The following is a 21,566-nucleotide window of genomic DNA, read 5'->3' as shown; positions in this document are numbered from 1 at the left end:
CGAAACTGCTTGTGTGCTGAAACATCGCATCACTGCCAAGACACATAGGGAATTTACGATGAAAAGGATCTGCAGCAAGTTCTGGAACAAGCTAGGTGTGCGGACGATAGGTTGGACCTGCGTTGCATTAGGTATGGCAACGGCTTTTCACTCGGCTCATGCGCAACAGGGCCCAAACGGTGAGGGTGTAACCAACAACAGGATGGATGCGCCGATAGAGGCGAGTCCCATTCAGGAAAATCCGAGCGACATCATTGAGTTCTGGGACGAAGGGAAGATGAAGTTGGCCGAGACCTCGGAGGGCATGCCATGGAGGCCCTTGGAGAAACCTTTTGGAGGCGATCAATCCGGCTACGTGGTCATGCCTGAGCCCTATACGGAACACGCTTTGTCGAAGGTGAATGGCATGCTGTTTTACCGTGAATCCGCTGGCAAGCTTGCTCACTGTTCTGCATCGGTGATTCTGTCCCGTAGTAAGAGTTTGGTGCTCACCGCAGCGCATTGCGTGCAGGCTTACGCCCGTTGGAAGGAGATGATGGTCTTTGTTCCGGCGTACAACGGTGCTGCAGAGGGAGCCGGGCGCGCGCCCTATGGCAAGTGGCCGGTGAAGCAGGCGTTTATTCCTTACCTCAGTGCTGGGGAGCACGAGGTTGATAATGACGTTGCTGTCCTGAGCATTTATCCCAGCATGCCCTTCACTAAAGGCAGTTATCCGATCGAACAAGTGGTGGGCGGTGGATTGGCGCCGCTGATGACGGACAGTGGTGATTTCAAGGCGGTGGAAGTGATCGGCTATCCCGGGGCGTGGATCCCAGGGGATGGCCCCTATAACGGCGAGCAACGCCGATGTGTTGGCCACGCTACAGATAGTCCGCATGGCGTTGGACTTTTTGTGCCTATGTGCGCCACGCAAAGCGGAAACAGCGGTGGGCCTCTAGTGCTGAATCATGGGGGCCCATTGTCGCCTGAAGTGATTGGTGTCGTTCACAATGGGCACAATTACGCACGATTGCGCCCTACAACCTTCGGCGTCATCTATCCGGAAGCCGACAATGCGGCCTTGCACTGATCCAGCAGAGCGTTAAGCGAATGCCCTTCGCTTAACTAAATCGAGCACTTGGAGGTGTGCAGGTTTGAGACGAAGCGAGCGTGAAGACGAAGTGCGCTTGGGACAGATTGCAGTAAACAAGGCTTGGGGTGGCACTTTTCGCAAGCCTTAGTCCTGACCCAAATCCGTTTCGTCACTACTCCAAACGAGGCCATTCACGGCCGCTCCCAGAGTCCTCTAGCTTAGAAGCAGTACTCTTCGCCACGGAGACGTCCTAACAGACGTCTTCGCAGCCCGTCAAAGAGGCTTCCCGGCTATGGAGGTGTCGCTGTATGAATCTTCTACCGAACCTTGCGCTCGCCGGCGGACTGGCCTGGGCCAGCGGCATCCGCTTGTATGCCACCCTGTTCATCGCCGGCATGCTGGGACGATTGGGTTATGTGAGTCTGCCGCCAGGCTTGGACGTGCTCAGCCACAATTGGGTGCTGATCATGTCGGGCGTGCTGATGGTGGGCGAATTTCTCGCCGACAAGATTCCGGTGTTCGATAGCGTCTGGGATTCGATCCACACCTTCATCCGCATCCCGGTGGGCACGTTGTTGGCGTGGGGTGTGTTCAAGAACGCAGGGATGGATCAGCAGCTTGCCGCGGCCTTGCTGGGCGGTGCCGTGGTAACCGGTACGCATCTGGCCAAGTCGGGCGGACGTGCCTTGATCAACACATCGCCCGAACCCATCAGCAATTGGAGCGCGAGCGCCGGAGAGGACATCTCGCTGCTCGGCATCCTTTACCTGATGTGGCAGCACCCGCTAGTGCTGCTGATTCTGCTGGCGCTGTTCATTGTGCTGTTGTGCTGGCTGCTGCCGAAAATCGTGCGCGGCCTGCGCATGCTGTTGGGACAGCTGCGCAAGGTCGGCACGATGTTGTCGGGTGCAGGTTGAGCCCGCGTCTCAGTTCTGCGTTGCCTTCTGCCGTTTAGGCTGTTGCTTCAGCCATTGCTGATATTCGGTGACCTGCGGCAGATCGCGCAGCAGCTTCGAATGCGGATCGACGATCACCAGCGCACCGGTCGGCACGGCGAGAGCGCCGGTGCCGCGATCCATGGGTAGCACGTGCACGGCATCGTCGACCTGTACTTCCACCGGCATCGGGAAGGGCCGGTCGTGCGGTGCTTGCCAGTGAAGGCTGAGCGTGTCGCCCTGGCGTTGTACGTCCAACTTCGGCAACGCGGCCTCATACAGGTAGACGTTGAAGAACCAGCTAAGGTCGCGACCGCTGACCTTATTCACGATCGCGATGAAGTCGTGCGTGTCGGCGTAGTGCGGCGCGAAATTGCCGGGCTTCGGGTCAGGACGTCCATAGACCAGCACGCGCAGACTATCGAAAAAAGCTTGATCGCCGATCAGCTGCCGCAACGAATGCAGCATCAGTGCGCCCTTGCCGTAGATGTCCTGATCGGGGCCGTGATCGTAGACCTGCGCTTCGGTCTCACTTTTTCCGGAAACGATCGGCGCATGGTTTTCGACGCCGAGGCGCATCCGCTGCAACCAAGCGTAGTAACCCATATCGCCATTGATGCTCTGGCTGTACAGCGGTTGCATGTACGTGGCGAACGCTTCGTGCAGCCACATGTCATCCCAGTCGGCATTGGTCATCTGGTTGCCGAACCACTCGTGCGCGAACTCATGCTGCAACAGCCAATCGAAGCCACTGCCGTCTTTCTTGTAGTGGTTGCCATAGGCATTGATGGTCTGGTGCTCCATGCCCTCGTACGGCGTTTCCACCACGCCCATCTTTTCATCGCCGAACGGGTAGGGACCGATCACCGCTTCATTGAAATCCAGCATGCGCGGGAACTCGTTGAACAACGCGCGGGCCTGCTGCTCGTTGCCTTCCAAGTACCAGTACTGCAGTGGAATGGTGTTGCCATAACGGCTGCGGTAATTCGCTTGCAGTTCCTTGAACGGGCCAACATTGATCGAGATGGCGTAGGTCGTAGGATGCTTGGCGCGCCAATGATAGGTGCGCGTATCGCCATCGTCGCTGACGCCGATCAATACGCCGTTGCCCGGCGCGACCAGCGGCTTGGGCACCGTCACATACAGATCCACCAGATCCGGTTTGCCCTGCGGATGATCGATGCACGGCCAGAACAGATCGCAGCCTTCACCTTCGACGGCGCTGCCTACCCAGGGCTGGCCGTCCGCGGTGTGACTCCATACGAAACCGCCGTCCCAGGGTGCGTTCTTGGCAATGTGCGGTTGTCCGGCGTAGTGCACCGTGGCGTGCACCGTGTCGCCGGTTGCCAGCTTGCGTGGCAACTGGATGCGTAGGCGTCCGTCCGGATTGCTCCAGCTCGCGGCGGCGAGCGGTTTGCCGTCCACCTCGATCGCGCTGATCGGCAGATTGCGATCCAGATCCAGCAGCAGCACGTCGGTGGGCGAGCGTGCGCTGAAGGTGAGCGTGGCGCTGGCGTCGATGCGTTGCTTCGATGGGTCGACCGCGATATGCAATTCCGCGTGATCGAAATGCACGCGAGTCTGCTCGGCAGGCATCACGCCGCCTGAGCTTTCCGTCTGCGCCGTAAGCGGCGGCTGTTGCGGTTGTGCCGTTGTTGCGGCGTGGCTATCCAGGCAGAGAGCCAGGCTGAGTACGAGCAGGGCGGGGCGCAGAGCGTGCATGGACAGCCTTGAGGTGGCGAAGGGTGTCCCGCATCGTGCCAGCTTGGCGCAACCTCTGGCAAAGCCGGAAGTCACGCCGGGAGCAGCGAGCATGCTGCCGGCTGTTCCGGTATGGCGGCGTCAGGGATAGCGCTTTTGGAGATACGCAAACAAGGCGCGCAGACCCATCGCTTCGCCGCCACGCGGGCGGCCCGGGCGATCCGCGTCGTTCCATGCGTAGGTGTCGAGATGCACCCAGGGCATGCCTTCAGGCACAAAGCGCTCCATGAACAGTGCGGCGGTGATCGCGCCGGCGTGGCGCGATGCACCGGCATTGGCGAAGTCGGCAAGATAGGAGTCGAGCATCTTGCGATACGGACGCCACAGCGGCAGTCGCCACAGCGGATCGGCGACCGCGCGGCCGCAGGTGAGCGCCACCTCGGCGATGGCGTCGTCGTTGGCGAACAACGCGGGCAGGTCGGGACCGAGTGCGACGCGCGCCGCACCCGTGAGTGTGGCGAAGTCGACGATCAGGTCCGGCTTCTGCTCGGCGCCGTAGGCCAATGCGTCGCACAGCACCAAGCGACCTTCGGCGTCGGTGTTGTCGATTTCGACGCTGTGACCGGCACGCGTGACGATCACTTCACCCGGACGCATCGCGTTGCCGGCGACCGCGTTCTCCACCGCAGGAATCAATAGCGTCAGCCGCACCGGCAGTTTCGCCTGCATCACCAGGCCGGCCAGCGCGATCGCATGGGCGGCGCCGCCCATATCCTTCTTCATCCAGCGCATACCATCGGACGGTTTCAGATCGAGGCCGCCGGTGTCGAAGCACACGCCTTTGCCGACCACCACCAGTTTCGGATGCGATGCCTTGCCCCAGTGCAACTCGATCAGGCGCGGTGCGCGATGGCTGGCGCGACCTACCGCGTGGATCGTCGGGAAGTTGTCTTCCAGCAATTCATCGCCGACCCACTCGCGTACTTTGGCTTTGTGCGTTTTGCCGAGCTGCTTCACCGCATCGGCGAGCTGCTTGGGCCCCATATCTTCCGTAGGCGTGTTGACCAGATCGCGCACCAGCGCAGTGGCTTCGATCAGTGGCGCGAGCGCGGCTGCTGTCTTGGCATCGACTGCAAGCTTCGCGGGGGCACGCCGGGACTTGCGGTAGCGAGTGAACTGATAGGCACCCAATGCCCAGCCGAGTGCGGCCAACTGTGCGTCAAGGGCAACGCTCTCCGCGGCCAGCGTGTAGGTTCCGACCGGTAGTGTCATCGGCAACGCGGCCAATGCGGCGAGCGGATCCTGGCGATCCACGCCGACCAACACGCGCGCCAGCTTGCCGTTCTCGTCCGGCAGCAGACACACGCTGCCGAGTTGGGCATCGAAGCCGTTTTCGTCCAGCCAGTTGCGTTGCGCAACGCTCAAACGTTTGCGGGTCGCGCCGAGGTGGATGGCGTCGGTGGCCTCGATCGGCGTCGTGGCGTGGCGATGGGAGCGGAGTTCGATCAGGGCGGACATGGGGTTCCTTGCGCATATCTGGCATGCGCGCAGCGGGGTCATTAGCCGCGCATGATGCGCGCTTTTCGCACGCTGTTCAAAACCCCGATGGCCTGCTGCGCAGCAGGTTTACCCCAACCTACGATCCAGCGCCATGGTGCTCGAGCCAATCCACCAGCGATGCCAGATCGCGCAGATCCAGATCGGGCGCCGGCCCAAGCGCGTTCGGCCAGGGATGACCGGCGCGATTGATCCATGCCGTACGCAGACCCGCCTCGCGCGCGCCGACCACATCCAGCTCGGGATCGTCGCCCACGTGCAAGATCTGCTCCGGTGCCACGCCGAGCTGTTCGGCAGCGGCCAGAAAAATCCGCGCATCCGGTTTTGCCACGCCGATATCGCGCGCGTTGATCTGATATGCAAAATGCATGTGCAGACCGATGCGTTCCAGATCGGCGTTACCGTTGGTCAGGCTGGCGACCGGACGCATCGCGCGCAGGCGTTCTAGCGCGGGCAGGGCGTCGGGATAAAGCACCACGCTGTTGCGCGCGCTGGCATAGATTTCCCACAGCGCGTCCAACGGCGCTTCGGCGATGCCGCAGGCATCGAACGCCTTCTGCAGGGTGATGTAGCGCTGTGCGGTGAAGTCATGCGCCAGGTCGGTGAATTCGGCGGCCACACGTGCGCGCAATGCGCGCATCGCGGGAATGGGCCAGGTTTGCGCGACTTGCGGATAGTGCTGACGCAGGTAGTCATCGAGATCGCGATCGGCGCGTTCGAGGGCCGGCATCACCGGCCACAGGGTATCGTCGAGATCGATCGTGAGTGCGAGGATGCGCACCGCAAGCCGTGTCTCAGCGCGCGTCGATGCGCAGTATCTGACCCGTGCGGACGGTGTTGTCCTTCAGGTGGTTCCAGGTGCGGATCTGCGCCACGTCAACGTCGTGCTTGCGCGCGATCGAATACAGCGTTTCGCCAGCGCCGACGCGGTAAGTGCGCGCGCTGGCGATCTTCCTTGCATCGACCTTTTTGCTGGTCGAGGTGGCGGTCTTGGCGGCTTTCGTTGCCTTGGCAGCGACCACCTTGCCGTAACTCACATAGGCATCCGCAGTGACCTTGACGAAGTCGCTGCCATGGCTAGCTGCGCTGGCCACGGTAAACGCGTCGCCGCGCACACCTTTCAGACTGCTCGGTTCCGGTGCGGCGACCACGGCGCCAGTCACCGCGCTCAAACCAGGCGTGGTTGCGCGAGCAGCGGCCGTGCGCGAGGCGAGAGCAGCGGCGCTTGCGGGTAGGGCGCGGGCAGCCGGACTGGCTGCTGCGGCAATCTGAGTCGGTTCGGCGCTGGCGCGCGCGCCGACTTCGGCGAGAATGCGACCACGACGCGATGCATCCAGCGAGGCAAGTGCGGCGCCCTGCTGATACGGCAGCAAGCTATGCGAGCGCAGCACCGACTGTCCCTTGGCGCTCTGCGCAAAATCGACAAACTCCTGCGCAGACGCTGCATTCGGGCTGCCGGCGCGGGTCACCAGGTAAAGCGGAGTGAACAGCGGATAGCTGCCGCTGGACACGCTGGACATGCTGGGTGCCACGCCTTCGATACGCAGCATCTTGATCCTCGAATTGCCCGCGACACTCGACAGCGTGGTGACGCCGAATGCGCGCGGATCGAGCGCTACCGCCTGCTCCAGCTGCACCGTGTTCACATACAAGCGCGGCGCCGCCACCGGCTGGCTACCGCGACCGAACAACAGCTTGCGCAAGCTGAACTCCACGCCATCGCCCGGGCTGGCCACGGCGTACACGTCCATCGGCGCATCGTTGCCGCCGAGGTCTCTCCAGTTGCTGATCTTGCCGTAGTAAACGTCGTGCACCTGCTTCAGTGTCAGGCTGCTCACCGGGTTGGACGGGCTGGTGATCAGCACCAGGGCATCCCACGCCACCGGTGTGAAGGTAAGGCCGCTGTCCTGCGCGCTGCCGGAACTGTCGCGTGCGCTACCGGCGATATCGGCGGCGCCGCTAGACACCGCATCCAGGCCGGACGCCGTATTGAACTGCTGCACCTCGACGCGGCCGTGGCCGGTCGACTGCCATGCCTGCGCCATGCCCTTGACCACGCCGTTGGCAGTAACCGCGTCGCCGCGCCACACCAATGATGATTGCGCTGCGGCAAAGGCGACGGTGGAAAGGCCGGCGCCGATCAAGGCGATGGAAAGCAAGCGAGTAATACGTACTGACATAAGAAGGCGCGACCTACGAAATGGCGGAATGAGTGCAAGTGTGCCGTCAACAGTCCGTGTGTTTAGTGACGGGGTTGCTGTATTTCAGCGGTCCGCGGGCAAAACATCAAGCAATAAACATCAAGTACGTTCATGTATTTGCGTCAAACGCGTGATTGAGACGGAACGCGCCAAGAGCTTTTCGTCGACACGTTCCGTCTTTTTCGCCTATTGGATCACGACGTAATTGAGACCTTCGTCAGTAGCCACCAGCAACACCAGCTGACGCGGCCGCAGCGCCGCCAGGCCCTGCAAATCGCGCAGGCTGGTGACACGCCGATTGCCGATCCCCACGATCACATCGCCAGCGGATAGCCCTGCCTGCGCAGCGCGACTGGCGGGGCTCACCGCAGCGACGGCGATACCTGCCGTACCTTGGCTGGCCTGCTGATCATTAAGGTCGCTGAACGTTACGCCAGCCAGGCGCGGATCGAGCTTGCCGCCGTCGAGCATGGCGAGTTTTTCCGGCGCCAGCTGCGCGTTGACCTGCCGCGTCGTGCCCTTGCGCAACACACTCAGCGTGACCGTGCTATTGGCCGGCAGCAGACCTTCGGCATTGCTCAGCTGATCGGCATTTTGCAACGTTGTGCCATTGATCCCGGTCACCACATCGCCTACCTGCAAACCGGCGTGATCGGCAGCCGAACCCGGCATCACGCGTGTGACTACCGCGCCGTTGTTGTCCTTCAATCCCAGTAACTTGGCGATATTCGGCGTGATGTCCTGCGTCTGCACGCCCAGGCTGCCGCGGCTCACCTTGCCGTGCGCAATCAGCTGCTGCATCACCTCGCTGGCGATCTTGGTCGGAATCGCAAAACCGATACCCACGTTACCGCCCGAAGGCGACAGGATCATCGTATTGATGCCCACCAGTTCGCCGCGCAAATTGACCAGTGCGCCACCGGAATTGCCCGGATTGATCGATGCATCGGTCTGAATGAAATTCTGGAAACTCGACCCGCCCAAGCCCGAACGACCCAGCGCGGAAATAATGCCCGAGGTCACCGTCTGTCCCAGCCCGAACGGATCGCCCACCGCCACCACGAAATCGCCCACCCGCAGCGAACTGGAATCGGCAATCGGCAACGCCTGCAAGTGGGTGGCGTTGATCTTCACCACCGCCACATCGGTGGCCGGATCGGTACCCACCAGCGTGCCTTTTACATTGCGCCCATCCTGCAGCGTCACCGTAATGTCGTCCGCGCCGCCCACCACGTGATTGTTGGTAAGGATGTAACCCTTCGCCGCATCCACGATCACGCCCGAGCCCAGGCTCTGTTCCACCTGTTCACGGGACGAGCCGTTCAGCCCGAAGAACTGCCGGAACACCGGATCGTCGAAGAACGGATTGCGGACCCGCACCCGTGTCTTGGTCGATATGTTCACCACCGCCGGCGTCACGTTTTGCAACATCGGCGCAAGCGAGGGCAGGGGTTGGCCATTCACCACGGGCGGCAGCGCTGCGCGTGCACCTATCGGCAACGCAGCCATCGCTACGATGGCGAAAAGCGCAGCGGAACGGCGGAGGAAACGGCGATCCATGAGGTCTCCTGGTCGGCGATGAAATTGGTTTATTCGACTCGGCCTCAGGCGAGCGGTTCCCGACAACTGAGACGCAGTTAGCACTTTACATCGACCGGTCGCGGGGGTAACGTTCCCTCCACGTTCGCAACCACAACATGTTGTGTGCAGGTACCGGTTGATTACCCATTACTGGTACCCATGTGGATATCGTCAGGAGGGGCTGCCGCTGTTCGCAAAGTCATGCCAGGCCTGGCCTCACGCGCGGGGCGTGAACCAGGCAGACCGGTTTGTTTCCGGTCGACTGACACCATCACTCATATAAGAAACCAACGGGGCCGTGAGGCCATACCGGGAGGTCAGGAAGCCGATGAGCACCTTGCGTGCAACAACCACGAGTCGCGATGCCGCTGCCATTCCACTGCAGCCTGCTTCGCAGGACATCTGGGACAAAAAATACCGCCTGCGCACCAAGACGGGCGAGCCGGTGGACGCCACCATCGACGCCACCTGGCAACGTGTCGCGCGTGCACTGTCGGATGTAGAAGCCACGCCGGAACTGCGCGAACAATGGTTCGAACGATTCCTATGGGCGCTGCGCCGCGGTGCGATTCCCGCCGGCCGCATTACGTCGAATGCCGGCGCGCTGGAACACAAGCCCGCTACCTCCACCATCAACTGCACCGTGTCCGGCACCATCCGCGATTCGATGGATGACATCCTGAACAAGGTGCATGAAGCGGGCCTCACGCTGAAGGCCGGCTGCGGCATCGGTTACGAGTTCAGCACGCTGCGCCCGCGCGGCGCATACGTGTCGGGTGCGGGCGCCTACACCAGCGGTCCGCTGTCCTTCATGGATATCTACGACAAGATGTGCTTCACCGTGTCGTCCGCCGGCGGTCGTCGCGGTGCGCAGATGGGCACGTTCGATGTCAGCCATCCCGACGTCAAGGAATTCATCCGCGCCAAGCGCGAAAACGGTCGCCTGCGCCAATTCAACTTGTCGCTGCTGATCACCGACGGCTTCATGCAGGCCGTGGAACACGATCAGGACTGGCCGCTGGTCTTCCCGGTGCACGTCAAAGAAAAGGACGACACCGACCTCAACGACCCCGCCACGGTCGTGTGGCGCGAATGGCCCACACACGAAAACTATGTCGAGCGCGAAGACGGCCTGGTCGCCTGCAAGATCTACGGCCACATCCGTGCGCGGCATCTGTGGGACATGATCATGGTCTCGACGTACGACTACGCCGAGCCCGGGTTCATCCTCATCGACAAGGTCAATGAGATGAACAACAACTGGTGGTGCGAGCACATCCGCGCGACCAACCCGTGCGGTGAGCAACCGTTGCCGCCCTACGGCTCCTGCCTGCTCGGCTCGATCAACCTCACCACCTTCGTGCGCGATCCCTTCGGCCCCAAGGCCCGCTTCGACTGGGACGAATACCGCGAAGTGGTGAAGATCTTCACCCGCATGCTCGACAACGTGGTGGAGATCAACGGCCTGCCGCTGGAGCAGCAGCGCAACGAAATCCTCTCCAAGCGTCGTCATGGCATGGGCTTCTTGGGGCTGGGCAGCACGCTCACCATGCTCAAGATGCGTTACGGCGGCGCCGAAGCGGTGGCCTTCACCGAAGACGTGTCGCGTGAAATGGCCGTGGCCGGTTGGGAGATGGCGCTGGATCTGGCCAAGGAAAAAGGTCCGGCCCCGGTGCTCACCAAGAACTACACCGTCACCGGCGACATGCTGCGCAAGCGTCCGGAAATGGTCGAGGACGGCTACAAGATCGGCGATCTGATTCCCGGCCGCGTGCTGCACGCCAAATACAGCCGCTACATGCAGCGCGTCGCCAGCGTGGCGCCGAATCTGGTCAAAGAGCTGGCCGAAGTCGGCGCACGCTTCACCCACCACAGCTCCATTGCGCCCACCGGCACCATCTCTCTGTCGCTGGCCAACAACGCCAGCAACGGCATCGAGCCCAGCTTCGCCCACCACTATTCGCGCAATGTCATCCGCGAAGGCCGCAAGACCAAGGAGAAAGTGGAGGTGTACAGCTTCGAGCTGCTCGCCTACCGCGCCTTGATCAACGCCGAAGCGCTGCCGTTCAGCGATGACCCCAAGACCAAGCTGCCCGAATACTTCGTCGCGGCCGACGACATCTCCCCCAAAGAGCATGTCGACATCCAGGCCGCCTCGCAGCTATGGGTGGATTCGTCCATCTCCAAAACCGCCAACGTACCTACCGATTACCCGTACGAAGATTTCAAAGACATCTACTTCTACGCCTATAAACAGGGTCTCAAGGGCTGCACCACGTTCCGCTTCAACCCCGCGGCATTCCAGGGCGTGCTCGTAAAAGAAGCCGATCTTGAGAGCACCCTCTACCGCTTCGAATTGGAGGACGGTAGTGTTGTGGAACTGAAAGGCAACGAAGAAGTGGAGTACGACGGCGAGATGCATACAGCCGCCAATTTGTTCGATGCCTTGAAGGAAGGTTATTACGGCAAGTTCTAGTTGTGGCATGTAACGCAAATTCGCGCTACGTTTCCGCACACACACCGTAATAAACTCAACGCTAGTTCCATAACAAACGTCCGGAGGGGAATACCCGCATGTCCATCGATACCGAGTTCGAAGTCCATCACGACGATCTGATCGCACCGGCCGCACCGGTTTCGACCGAAGCGGCACCCGCTGCGCCGAAGAAGGCACGTCGCAAGAAAGCCAAGAAAGCAGCTGCCAAGAAAGCTGCACCCGCCGCCAAGAAAGCCGCCAAGAAAGCGGTGAAGAAGGCCGGCGCCAAGAAGGCGACCAAGAAAGCCGCCAAGAAGGGCGCTGCCAAGAAAGCGGTGAAGAAGACTGCCAAGAAGGCTGCCAAGAAGGCGACCAAGAAAGCCAGCAAGGCCGTGAAGAAGACGGCCCGCAAAGCTGCAAAGAAGGTCAGCAGCAAAAAGACGGCCCGTAAGGCCGCCGGTAAGAAGACGGCGAAAAAAGCCGCTAGCAAGAAAACCGCCAAGAAAGCGGTAAAGAGGTCCACTGCCAGCAAGAAGGCCGGTCGTAAGGCGACCAAGCGCGTCGCCAAGAAGTCCGCCCGCAAGAAGTAAGCAACACCCCATCCGGCCCGGTTCGCGCCGGGCCGGATGTTTTTTAGTTTTGCTCCCTCGCCCCTTCGGGGAGAGGGCCGGGGTGAGGGGCCGCACTAGCCATCATGTTTGTCAGTGCCATCCACCCAGTGCGATAAGCCGAACCTAGGCAATCAAACAACATCGCGCACCGCCACACATCAGGAACGCTGCACATGACGATCAAGATCGAAAAGAAGATCAAGGGCTACGAGGTCGTCAAGCCCGAGGACAAAGCCGCTGCCGCCGCACCCGTCGCCGAGGCCAAAGAGCCCCAGGTCGCCGAAGTCATCCAGATGCACGAGAGCCTGGAGCGTCCCGAGACGCTGATCGGCTCCACCTTCAAGATCAAATCGCCGCTGTTCGAACACGCCCTGTACGTCACCATCAACGACATCGTGCTCAACGCCGGCACCAAGTATGAACAGCGCCGCCCCTTCGAGATCTTCATCAACTCGAAGAACATGGACCACTTCCAGTGGATCGTGGCGCTCACCCGCATTCTCTCCGCCGTGTTCCGCAAAGGCGGCGACGTCACCTTCCTGGTCGAAGAGATGAAGGCCGTGTTCGACCCCCGCGGCGGCTACTTCAAGGCCGGCGGCGTCTACATGCCCAGCATCGTCGCCGAGATCGGCGCGGTGATCGAGCAACACATGAAGAATATCGGCCTGATCCACGATCCCGAGATGAGCGACAGCCAGCGTGCACTCATCGCCGAGAAGCGCGCGGCCTACGAAAACGCCACGCAAAAAAAAACTGAGCTGAGCCCCACCGACGCCGACACCAACGATTCCGCCGGCTTTCCGCCCGGGGCGACGCTGTGCGCCAAGTGCAACACCAAGGCGCTGGTGCTGATGGACGGGTGCCAGACCTGCCTCAACTGCGGCTATAGCAAGTGCGGCTGAGCCTGGTAGCTCAAGTGCAAGAGAAATAAATGAGCCCCGCGCATGCGCGGGGCTTTTCTTTTTGATTCAGTCGCGGGCTATCTTGCCGGGGTGAGTCTCTCTAGAAAGTCCATCTCCAACTCGCCTGCATACGTTTCGGCGCCGACCTTCAATGCTTCCTTCACGCGCGCTTGCGACACCTCGCTGGCGACACTCAAATCGGATTCATGGGCTTCCACCAGAAGCCCCTCTGCCAATGAGCCGAATGCTCCGATATCCACGGCCGCCTTGACGTGGGCGATGGTATGCGCCGGAAATGAGGCGATGCGGTAAGCCAGTTTCTCGACAAAGGGCGTCAACTCGTCCGCCGGCAGCGCTCGATTGATATAGCCGTAACGCTCTGCCAGCTCCGCCGAGAAGTCATTGCAACTTAAGAGCACTTCCAAGGCGCGTGCGCGCCCCATGACGCGTGGCAATCGTTGCGTGGCACCGCCGCCCGGAACGAGTCCAACCGCGACCTCTGGATGGCCGAAGATCGCTTTACCTATGGCAGCAAAGCACATGTCCGCAGCCAGCGCGATCTCACTCCCGCCGCCCCGGCATCGTCCTTCGATTTTGGCGATGGTTACCTTGGGCATGTTCCTGAACCGCTCGCCGATCATCTGTGTAAGACGAAAGCTGCGCGTATGGGACACCAATTTCGAAGCGGCTCCAACCCGGCCCAATCCAGAGTGGGCTATGAAGAAATCAGGAAGAGCGCTCTGCAAGACGACCACCCGGACGCTGTCATCGGTTTCCAGCTCTCTGCCAAGTTTGTCCAACTCCGGCGACAGAACTTCATCGAGAAGATTTATCGGCGGGTGATTAATGCTGACAAACGCAACTCCGGAATCGATGGCGAGCTTCAAACATTGATAGTCAGAAAATGGCATGGGAGCGGATCCTTGTCGGTCATCGTCTCGGCGAGCTTGCGGTCATCCGTTAGTGCGTCTCCGGACGACTCAATTCTTCAAGCAGAAAGACAAACGACTCATACGGTCGCCCGGTCGCATGTCGAAGGCCCATCTCACAGGTTCGGTTCGCCGAAATGTAGGCTTCGGCCGGGTGAGCATCCAGAACGGCTTTGACCTCGCGGGTCGACGAGACGACGAGTTCGGGATGGAGAAGGCCTCTATCACCGGCCGTCCCGCAGCAGGTTGTGCCGATCGGCACCTCGACATCGTCGGCCAAATGCGTCGCGATTTGCTTGAGCGTCTTCGCCAATTCCAGATGCGTGATGGAGCAGGTTGGATGCACGGCGATACGCCCAAGTTTCCGTCGGATCGTCAACGTCGGAAGTAGGTCGCGACACCACGCAATCGAGTCGATGATGCTCAGACTCTCGTACTTGGCCTTGGTCTCGGCATCGAGTAACGAGGCAATATCCTGGCTCAGAGCGAGCGTGCACGATGCCGCATCGACGACGATCGGAATCTTGCCATCGTCGCTCCATCGCAGCATGGCGTCGGCGACGGATTTCGCCATGAATTCGTGACCCTTGGGATAGCCTTTCGACTTCCAAGGGGAGGAACAACATAGACCGACGACGTCAGGCGGTATCCACAACGGCTTTCCGGCGCGCTCGGACAGAGTGACGAACATCTCCGGCAAGGAAGGCGAAGCCGGACTGTCCGGATCGCGGCCAAACATCCGGTTGATGCAGGCGGGAAAGTAGACGGCGGCGGCGCCATTCTTTTCGGTCGACGGCAGAGCCCGAGCTGCCCGAGGCATAGGGCCCGGCACACTAGGTATCAGATCCGGACTCGCGACGGCTCGCGCAACGCCGGTCAAGGCCTTCAGCGGCTTGTATCCGAATACCGTGGAGAAGGCATGTGTGGCGGACAGGCCAACGCGGGCTAGCGTCTCGACCGTGCTCCAGTTCTTGGCGAGTCGCAGCGCGACGTTGTCGGCCGTCGACGTGGTTTCCATCGCACGGAATTCGCGAATCAGCGCACCGGTGTTGATGCCGATCGGACAGGGAATGGCGCAGGTACCATCGCCGGCGCAGGTCTCGATGCCGTCGTACTGATACTCCTCCTGCAGCTGGGCAAGCATCGGTGATCCAGGCGATTGGCGGGCCATCTCACGCCTCGTCACGATCCGTTGCCTTGGCGTCATGGTGACGTTGCGGCTGGGACACACCGGTTCGCAAAATCCGCACTCGATGCATTGCACGGAATCCGTAACGTTTTCGATCAGCGGCACCGATTTCAAATTCTCCAGGTGAAGTTTTGCATTGCGCGTCAGGATCACGTTCGGTCCCAGAATACCTTTGGGATCGGCCAGCTCCTTGATTCGCCACATCATGGCGGTGGCCTTTGCGCCCCATTCCGATTCGACGAAGGGCGCCATGTTGAGACCGGTACCGTGCTCGGCCTTGAGCGAACCGTCATGCTTGCGCACGACCAGCTCGACGAGTTCCTTCATGAAGACCGCGTAGCGTTCGTGATCCTCGGGATTGCTAAAGTTCGCCACCAGCGTGAAGTGAAGATTGCCGTGCGCTGCGTGACCCGCGACACCGGGAATGAAGCCGTGCTTGCTGAGCAATGCCTGGACATCTCTCGCACCTTGCGCAAGACGTTCCGGCGGAAAGCACACATCTTCGGTAATGAGCGTCGAGCCCTTCGGACGCAGTTTGCCGACCAGTCCTAGCAGTCCCTCGCGCACGTGCCACGCCAGCTCGACCGCTTCCTCCACGCTCGTGAACTCTACGGGGTGGAGTAGATGGGCGTTGGCGGTCAGCGCGATGACCTTGTTCTGCAAAACCTCGAGCGCTTGCGTGTCTTCGGCACCGAACTCCACGAGCAAGGCCGCGGCATTCGGATCGAGCGTTTTCCAATAGCAAGGCGTATTCGCGAAAGCGTTGCCGGCGGCAGTGAGCGCGGGAGCGATCATCAACTCGACGGCGGTGGCGCCGAGACCGACGAGGCTGGGCACAAGGCCCACCGCCTCGTCGATGGTGGGGACAGGTATCCAAGCGACGCTGGTCACGTTGGGAGCAGGCACGGTGCCGATCACGGCCTCGGCAACGAACGCGAGCGTACCCTCCGATCCCACGAGCAGACGACGAAAGATTTCCAGTGGCGTCTCGCCGTCGAGCAACGCGCAGAGCCGGTAGCCATGGGTATTCCGTATCGAATATTTGCGTCGCACGCGTTCGGTCAGCTCACGATCGGCAAGCAGCTCTGCGCGAAGTGCCAGCAGCCCTCTCGCAAGATCCGGTTCGGCTCGTTCGAATGCCGCTTCTGCATCAGGAGCCGAGGTGTCGATGACGGCGCCGGAGGCCGTTACGAACGTCATCGCCGAGACGGTCTGATAAGCGTCGTTTTTGACGGTGCAGCGCATGCCGCCAGAGTTGTTGGCGATCACACCACCGACGGTGCATGCATTCAAACTTGCCGGATCCGGTCCGAGTCGTCGACCGTATCGCGCGAGCATGGCGTTGATGTGTCCCAAGATCATGCCTGGACGCGCGCGCACTCGGAAACCATCGTTCTCCACTTTGGCGCCGTACCAATGACGGCGCACGTCGATCAGTAGATCGTCCGATAGGGATTGACCGTTCAAGCTGGTTCCCGCGGCGCGGAGCGTCGCGTGCCTTCCTTTCTCTCGGCAATAGCGGAAGAGCTTGACGATGTCATCGGTGGTTCGGGGTTGCACAACAACTTGTGGGATGAGTCGATACGGGCTCGCATCGGAGGCAAACCGCACCAGATCGATCGCTCTGTAAAGGACGCTCTGTTTTCCCAGGAGGGCGATGAGATCGGCCTTCAGGTCACCGGGTGTCCCGTCGACCAGAGAGGCAGAGACTGCATCGCTCTCCGATGGCCCATGGCCTCGTCCTATGCGCGCAGCGTCCGCAGAAAATAGCTTTTTACTCATCGCGATGCGTCCTCTTGTGACTCGCGCTGGATGGGGTTGCTCAAGACCCCCATCCCCTGGATCTCCACTTCGAAGACATCGCCCGGCTGCATGTAAACCGGTGGCTTGCGTGCCGCCCCCACGCCACCCGGTGTTCCGGTGATGATCACATCACCCGGCTCCAGGCTGATCGCGACGCTGATCAATTCGATCAGTGCGGGGACACTGAAAATGAGCTTGTCGATAGACGAGTCCTGCATCACCTGACCGTTCAAACGACCTTGGATGTGCAACCCGTGAGCCCCCGGCGGCAGCGCATCGGGCGTCACCAGCCAGGGGCCGAACGCTCCCGTGCCATCGAAATTCTTGCCCATCGTCCATTGCGGCGTGCGCAGTTGAAAATCGCGGATCGTCGCGTCGTTGAAGAGGGAGTAGCCCGCAACGTGATCGAGGGCTCTGTCGCGGTTGATGCGTCGTCCTCCCCGACCGATCACCACGGCGAGCTCCGCCTCATAGTCGAGCGCGGTCGATTCGCGTGGCAGACGGATCGGCTCACCGTGAGCGATCAGGCTCGTCGCGAACCGTCCAAAAATTTCGGGATAGACCGGCTTTTTGAGTCCGCTTTCCTCGAGATGATCGTCGTAGTTGAGGCCGACGCAGAGAATTTTCGGCGGCTTGGGCACCGGCGGCAGTATCCGAACTGCGCTCAGGTCGATGGCGTGCTTGAGCAGAAGATCTCTGCCTGTGCGCAACAGATCGGCGCCTTGCGCAATCAGTTCCGGAAGCGTGCCTGGAAATCCACTCTGGCGCTTCGTAACGCCGTGCCAGCCCGAGCCGCTATCCGCCGCAATTCCGAGGACACCTCCCTTCTCGAAATGGACGATGCGCATGGGCTACTCCTTCAGTGGTCTGCGGACACGTGCCTCGGCGCCATAGATTCGTTCTGGCCAAGGCCATTTTTTTGATTCAAAAACGCTTCCTACGGACCCATGCGTCAAACGGCTTCGCGATGTTTACGTTGAGACCGAAGCTAGCGCAGCGCAGTCTTTCTCGCTTGTACGAGGTTGACTGCGTATGTATAAAAGTCACGCGAGTTACAAGAGATCGAACGAAGCCCGGGCAGGATAAAAAAGTGCCATGCCGTCAATGGCATAGCCCGCGCGTTGCGAGCGAATGCTGCCCGGAGATCGGCTGTTTGCAGCTTTTCTCGCATTCGCCTAGCATCAATTCCTCGGGGGCGTATTCCTAATTCATAGATTTGAAGGGTTTGGCGTTTGCATCTTTTCTTGCTTGCCACACCCAAAGGGCGGCAGCGATGCCGCCCTTCATTGCATGATCCAAAAGCCTACCGTCCTGTCGTAGGTCGGTAGATCTCAAGCGCATGAAAGGGGGAAAACATGGGCACCAACAATCCGTACGATGCACCGAAGTCAGACGTCGACAACGATCAATTCGATTACGCCGATCTCGATCAGGCGGCCAGCGGCCAGAAGCTGATTATTTATTCGATTCTTTTGAATTTCGTAGCCATCGCGGGCCAGCACGCGTTCGGCGTATTGCTGATGTCACTGGTCAGCATCGCCGCCCTGGTGATGGCGATCATCGGCATTCTTCGTTTGAGTTCAGGCCTAGGCTATTCCACGGGATCGAAGGTCTTGCTGATCATTGGATGCTTCATTCCGCTGATCAACCTGATCATCATGCTGGTGCTGAGCATGAAAGCCACCAGTCGCCTGCGTGAGGCGGGTTACAAAGTCGGGTTGCTCGGCGCGTCGCGCTAAGGCTGCCGGGGTCAGAGACATTTTGGTTTGAGTAAATGTCTTTGACCCCTTAATTACGGAATTATCGAAGACGTGATTGAGAGAGCGGCATCCGTTTGGGTTGCTGGGCTTGTGCCTGCCTTGGGATGGAAACCGACTTATGCGCTGGATGCTTGTTGCTCTGGTGATGGTTTTTTGCGGTTGTCAGTCGTATAGCAACCTGTTTGACCATAAGGTTTTGGTAAAAGGATCGGCTGTCGAGGAATCTCGTTGGCCGAATAAGCGTGCGCTATTGTCGGGTGACAACTCATCGTTGATCTACCAGACACAGGTCGTTGGCTACGGCGAAGACGGCAAACACGTGAAGACCATCAGCGTCGCTCCCAAATACATCCTTTCTGTCTATGGGGGACAGCTTCTGGGTGGGAATCGTGGCGAATGGGGTGGTGAGCTGGTCTACCGGGACAAGGATGGAGTAATCCACCGTTTGCTGGAGGACAACGTCCTTGGCATTGTCCCCATGCCATTCGGCGTCGTTGTGTTCACTGGTCTGAGTCACCTTGGGATGAGTACCGGAGCCATTTACATGGTCAGCCCAGGCAAGGATCAGCTTCCTGGCGCCACTCTCCTTTACAGACTGCAAGGGGCGCCAAGCGACATCCTTTGGACGGCCAAAGATGATCTGGTGTTTACCGTGCAACCAGGGCTACGAACCAAGCGCGATTTTTTCTCGCCAGCTTCCCCAGAATGTCATTTGCTCGACAAAAGTGGAGCGCTGAGGACGCTTTCGTGTACGAATATCACCCGGCAACAAAAATAAATGCATCACCTGGCGGCAACCCACTTGTCCCTATGGACTCGGCACCTTTAGGCCATGCCGCACCAGCACGCCATTTACAGCAGCCTGCATCTTTGCCGTGCTGCCCATTAAGCCCTGCATGAGGTCGCGTTGCGTCGAAGGGTCGGCCATCAGCTGCTGAAACTTCAGCATCACCGGATCTGACAGTAGTACGGTCAGGTGCTGCAGCTCCGCATTGGAAAGTTTGTCGAGCGATTGGTGCATGGTCGTTTCGACGGCGCTTCCCGGACCGAACATCACCGATGTAATCGCCGATCCTGTGTCGGCTTTGACAGCAGCCCAAATGTCGGCCGATACATCCGGGTTGGCGGATTTTGCGGGCGCGAGCATGGCGTCCATCATCGGCGAATCGGGCGTGAACACCGCGCTCTTCAAGTACGCCACTTCGGCGGCATGGATAAGCGCGTCTCTGGTCGGTTCGGCGGCCATAACCTGCGAACAGACGCTGACGGTGCTTGCTGCAACTACCAACACGGTGGGCATAAAGGTGCGCAAACCACGTTTCAAAGTGGCGCGCTGAGATATCGAAAAGCGCATGAGTTTGATTTCCTTAGGTAGGAAGGTCGCCAAAGCATGCAAACGAATCCTAGGGAAGTGTCGGACAGGGTACGGAACGCGTCAACAACGATTCCTACTAGAGCGAAATATATGGTCGGAAATAGGGAGGGCAGGGTGCTTTTCTAGCAGAAAAGCACTCTGCCTCCTTTTCTTTGCTACGCCGCTTTGTCAGCAGCAGGCACGTTGATAGAGTAGACAATCGACGAGATCTTCCACCCGTCATTCGTACGCACTACCGTCCATGTGATTTGGCCGTGACCCACGGTGGCGGCGTAGTCCCAGGAGACGGTGCCAACTTCGCCGTCGGTTTGGATTTGCAGATTGCTTGTTGCATCGGGTGGCAATTTCGTCTCGCCCGTCGCATTGTCTTTGCCCGTCGATGTCAGGACGCGGGGAATAGGTTGCTTGTTTGCAGCAACGATGATCGCGTAGGACTTAGGAGCGATGCCCCCAATCACGGGTATCGAATCGTTTAGATATGAACCGAGTAACGTCTTCGCATCCTTCTGCTTGACGGCTTCCTGATAGTGATTCCAGAAGTCACGCAACTCTGAAACGCCGGACTGGGATTCATGATGCGTGTGTGTGGGCGCCGTTGACTGCTGGAAAGCGAAAGCATTTCCAGCAGCTATAAACAGCGCAAGAAGAGCAAGCCTTTTCATTCTTATCCCCTGTTGGGTGGCGGTTGTCAGGCCACCAGCAACAGACATAGGGAGACTGCCCAAAGTTCCAAGTCGTATGACTTTGGCTTGTACTGGCCGCTCACGCGTTGTCAGTACTCGCAGCCATGGAGTTGCTGTGCGAGCGCGGTTGGAATGCGTCGGGCAAGCATGTTGAGATGCGCTATTGGCACTAAACGACACGCACAACACGCGGCATACATTTCCTACATACACCCGTGACATCACTTGTTACGGTCGCATAGTCACCGGCGCACTTCGCGAATGCGGAAACGCCGATGACCCATGCAGCAATGCTTGGAGAAGCGCGGGTCGCAGGAGTAGTAGCTCCCACGACCCGCTAAACCACAACCAACTAATAGCGAGTTGATCATGGCCTTCAGGGATCATACGGCACACGCACACCTTTTGGTTCGCAACGAACCGAAATCGAAATCCACTTCATCGGTCGACGGCACGCTCTTTCCACTGAGTTTGGAGCGGGAAAGGCGGTTGACCAACGCTGCACGCATGGCCGGCACCGCACTCGCCGTGGCGGTGATTGAAGGCATCTTGGAGAAGCACAGCGCCTTCAAGCGAGAGCAAGAAAACGGCGAAAGCAGCGGTTTTTTGCCGCTCAATCCAGTACAACTCAACGGCCTGAACGCCGCCATCTACTTCCTGCATCACTACGTCGACACGCTGACCCCTGAGCTGGGTGGATAAATCGCGCGTGTCCGTGTGATGGCCTTGCCGGCACATTGAGTGAGAACAGTGTGTCGGCTTTTTTTGGGAAAAGTCCGAAGATCGGCGTG

Annotated in this window: 18 protein-coding genes; 8 read left to right on the top strand and 10 right to left on the bottom strand. The window is 59.9% G+C overall.

From position 1 onward, the window contains the following. Positions 1–58: 58 nt before the first annotated feature. Positions 59–1,069 (top strand): trypsin-like serine peptidase, encoded by a 1,011-nt coding sequence (locus QQL64_RS15250; RefSeq protein ID WP_284401214.1) that lies wholly within the window; start codon positions 59–61, stop codon positions 1,067–1,069. A 311-nt stretch (positions 1,070–1,380) separates the two neighbouring features. After that, positions 1,381–1,989 (top strand): DUF4126 domain-containing protein, encoded by a 609-nt coding sequence (locus QQL64_RS15245; RefSeq protein WP_284401213.1) that lies wholly within the window; start codon positions 1,381–1,383, stop codon positions 1,987–1,989. Positions 1,990–1,998: 9 nt separating this feature from the next. Here the strand turns inward: QQL64_RS15245 and QQL64_RS15240 are convergent, their stop codons facing one another. From QQL64_RS15240 to QQL64_RS15220, 5 genes are all read right to left on the bottom strand, one after another. After that, positions 1,999–3,729, bottom strand: a complete 1,731-nt coding sequence (locus tag QQL64_RS15240) for a M1 family metallopeptidase (RefSeq protein WP_284401211.1) — start codon at positions 3,727–3,729, stop codon at positions 1,999–2,001. 120 nt (positions 3,730–3,849) lie between these two features. Then, positions 3,850–5,226 (bottom strand): leucyl aminopeptidase family protein, encoded by a 1,377-nt coding sequence (locus QQL64_RS15235; protein ID WP_284401210.1) that lies wholly within the window; start codon positions 5,224–5,226, stop codon positions 3,850–3,852. Positions 5,227–5,344: 118 nt separating this feature from the next. Further along, the gene (locus QQL64_RS15230; protein ID WP_284401208.1) at positions 5,345–6,046 is read right to left on the bottom strand and encodes an HAD family hydrolase; all 702 of its coding nucleotides are present in this window, start codon (positions 6,044–6,046) and stop codon (positions 5,345–5,347) included. 13 nt (positions 6,047–6,059) lie between these two features. Next, positions 6,060–7,445, bottom strand: a complete 1,386-nt coding sequence (locus tag QQL64_RS15225) for a LysM peptidoglycan-binding domain-containing protein (protein ID WP_284401206.1) — start codon at positions 7,443–7,445, stop codon at positions 6,060–6,062. Positions 7,446–7,652: 207 nt separating this feature from the next. Next, positions 7,653–8,975, bottom strand: coding sequence for a Do family serine endopeptidase (locus QQL64_RS15220; protein WP_404601072.1), 1,323 nt, complete (start codon positions 8,973–8,975; stop codon positions 7,653–7,655). 400 nt (positions 8,976–9,375) lie between these two features. Between QQL64_RS15220 and QQL64_RS15215 the strand changes: the two genes are divergently transcribed. The 3 genes from QQL64_RS15215 to QQL64_RS15205 all read left to right on the top strand — a co-directional run bounded on the left by QQL64_RS15215 (position 9,376) and on the right by QQL64_RS15205 (position 13,036). Next, the gene (locus tag QQL64_RS15215; RefSeq protein WP_284401191.1) at positions 9,376–11,523 is read left to right on the top strand and encodes an adenosylcobalamin-dependent ribonucleoside-diphosphate reductase; all 2,148 of its coding nucleotides are present in this window, start codon (positions 9,376–9,378) and stop codon (positions 11,521–11,523) included. A 98-nt stretch (positions 11,524–11,621) separates the two neighbouring features. Beyond that, complete coding sequence (locus QQL64_RS15210) at positions 11,622–12,113, top strand: hypothetical protein (protein WP_284401189.1); 492 nt, start codon at positions 11,622–11,624, stop codon at positions 12,111–12,113. Positions 12,114–12,307: 194 nt separating this feature from the next. Continuing rightward, complete coding sequence (locus QQL64_RS15205) at positions 12,308–13,036, top strand: TSCPD domain-containing protein (RefSeq protein WP_284401187.1); 729 nt, start codon at positions 12,308–12,310, stop codon at positions 13,034–13,036. 77 nt (positions 13,037–13,113) lie between these two features. On the opposite strand, the gene QQL64_RS15200 is transcribed toward QQL64_RS15205, so the two are convergent. Genes QQL64_RS15200 through QQL64_RS15190 form a run of 3 tightly spaced genes read right to left on the bottom strand, consistent with a single transcriptional unit; the run spans position 13,114 to position 17,805 of the window. Then, positions 13,114–13,947 carry an enoyl-CoA hydratase/isomerase family protein gene (locus QQL64_RS15200; protein WP_284401185.1) on the bottom strand — a complete coding sequence of 278 codons (834 nt, stop codon included), beginning with the start codon at positions 13,945–13,947 and terminating at the stop codon, positions 13,114–13,116. A 49-nt stretch (positions 13,948–13,996) separates the two neighbouring features. Next, positions 13,997–16,936, bottom strand: a complete 2,940-nt coding sequence (locus QQL64_RS15195; protein ID WP_284401183.1) for an FAD-binding and (Fe-S)-binding domain-containing protein — start codon at positions 16,934–16,936, stop codon at positions 13,997–13,999. Beyond that, the gene (locus QQL64_RS15190) at positions 16,933–17,805 is read right to left on the bottom strand and encodes a fumarylacetoacetate hydrolase family protein (RefSeq protein WP_284401181.1); all 873 of its coding nucleotides are present in this window, start codon (positions 17,803–17,805) and stop codon (positions 16,933–16,935) included. Before QQL64_RS15190 ends, QQL64_RS15195 begins: the two co-directional genes overlap by 4 nt. Before the next feature lie 507 nt (positions 17,806–18,312). Here QQL64_RS15190 and QQL64_RS15185 point away from each other — a divergent pair. Both QQL64_RS15185 and QQL64_RS15180 read left to right on the top strand, forming a co-directional pair. Next, positions 18,313–18,696, top strand: coding sequence for a hypothetical protein (locus QQL64_RS15185; protein WP_284401179.1), 384 nt, complete (start codon positions 18,313–18,315; stop codon positions 18,694–18,696). A gap of 139 nt (positions 18,697–18,835) precedes the next feature. After that, positions 18,836–19,495 carry a hypothetical protein gene (locus QQL64_RS15180; RefSeq protein WP_284401177.1) on the top strand — a complete coding sequence of 220 codons (660 nt, stop codon included), beginning with the start codon at positions 18,836–18,838 and terminating at the stop codon, positions 19,493–19,495. A gap of 30 nt (positions 19,496–19,525) precedes the next feature. Here the strand turns inward: QQL64_RS15180 and QQL64_RS15175 are convergent, their stop codons facing one another. Both QQL64_RS15175 and QQL64_RS15170 read right to left on the bottom strand, forming a co-directional pair. Further along, the gene (locus tag QQL64_RS15175) at positions 19,526–20,113 is read right to left on the bottom strand and encodes a hypothetical protein (RefSeq protein WP_284401176.1); all 588 of its coding nucleotides are present in this window, start codon (positions 20,111–20,113) and stop codon (positions 19,526–19,528) included. A gap of 134 nt (positions 20,114–20,247) precedes the next feature. Continuing rightward, positions 20,248–20,802 carry a hypothetical protein gene (locus QQL64_RS15170; RefSeq protein ID WP_284401175.1) on the bottom strand — a complete coding sequence of 185 codons (555 nt, stop codon included), beginning with the start codon at positions 20,800–20,802 and terminating at the stop codon, positions 20,248–20,250. Positions 20,803–21,264: 462 nt separating this feature from the next. On the opposite strand from QQL64_RS15170, the gene QQL64_RS15165 reads away from it, so the two are divergent. Then, positions 21,265–21,477 (top strand): hypothetical protein, encoded by a 213-nt coding sequence (locus QQL64_RS15165; RefSeq protein ID WP_284401173.1) that lies wholly within the window; start codon positions 21,265–21,267, stop codon positions 21,475–21,477. The last annotated feature ends 89 nt before the right edge of the window (positions 21,478–21,566 follow it).

This window comes from Dyella lipolytica (assembly GCF_030160075.1).
Lineage (GTDB): Bacteria > Pseudomonadota > Gammaproteobacteria > Xanthomonadales > Rhodanobacteraceae > Dyella_B > Dyella_B lipolytica.
Note: the sequence above shows the minus strand (reverse complement) of the source record. Positions and strands in the feature narration are given on the sequence as shown.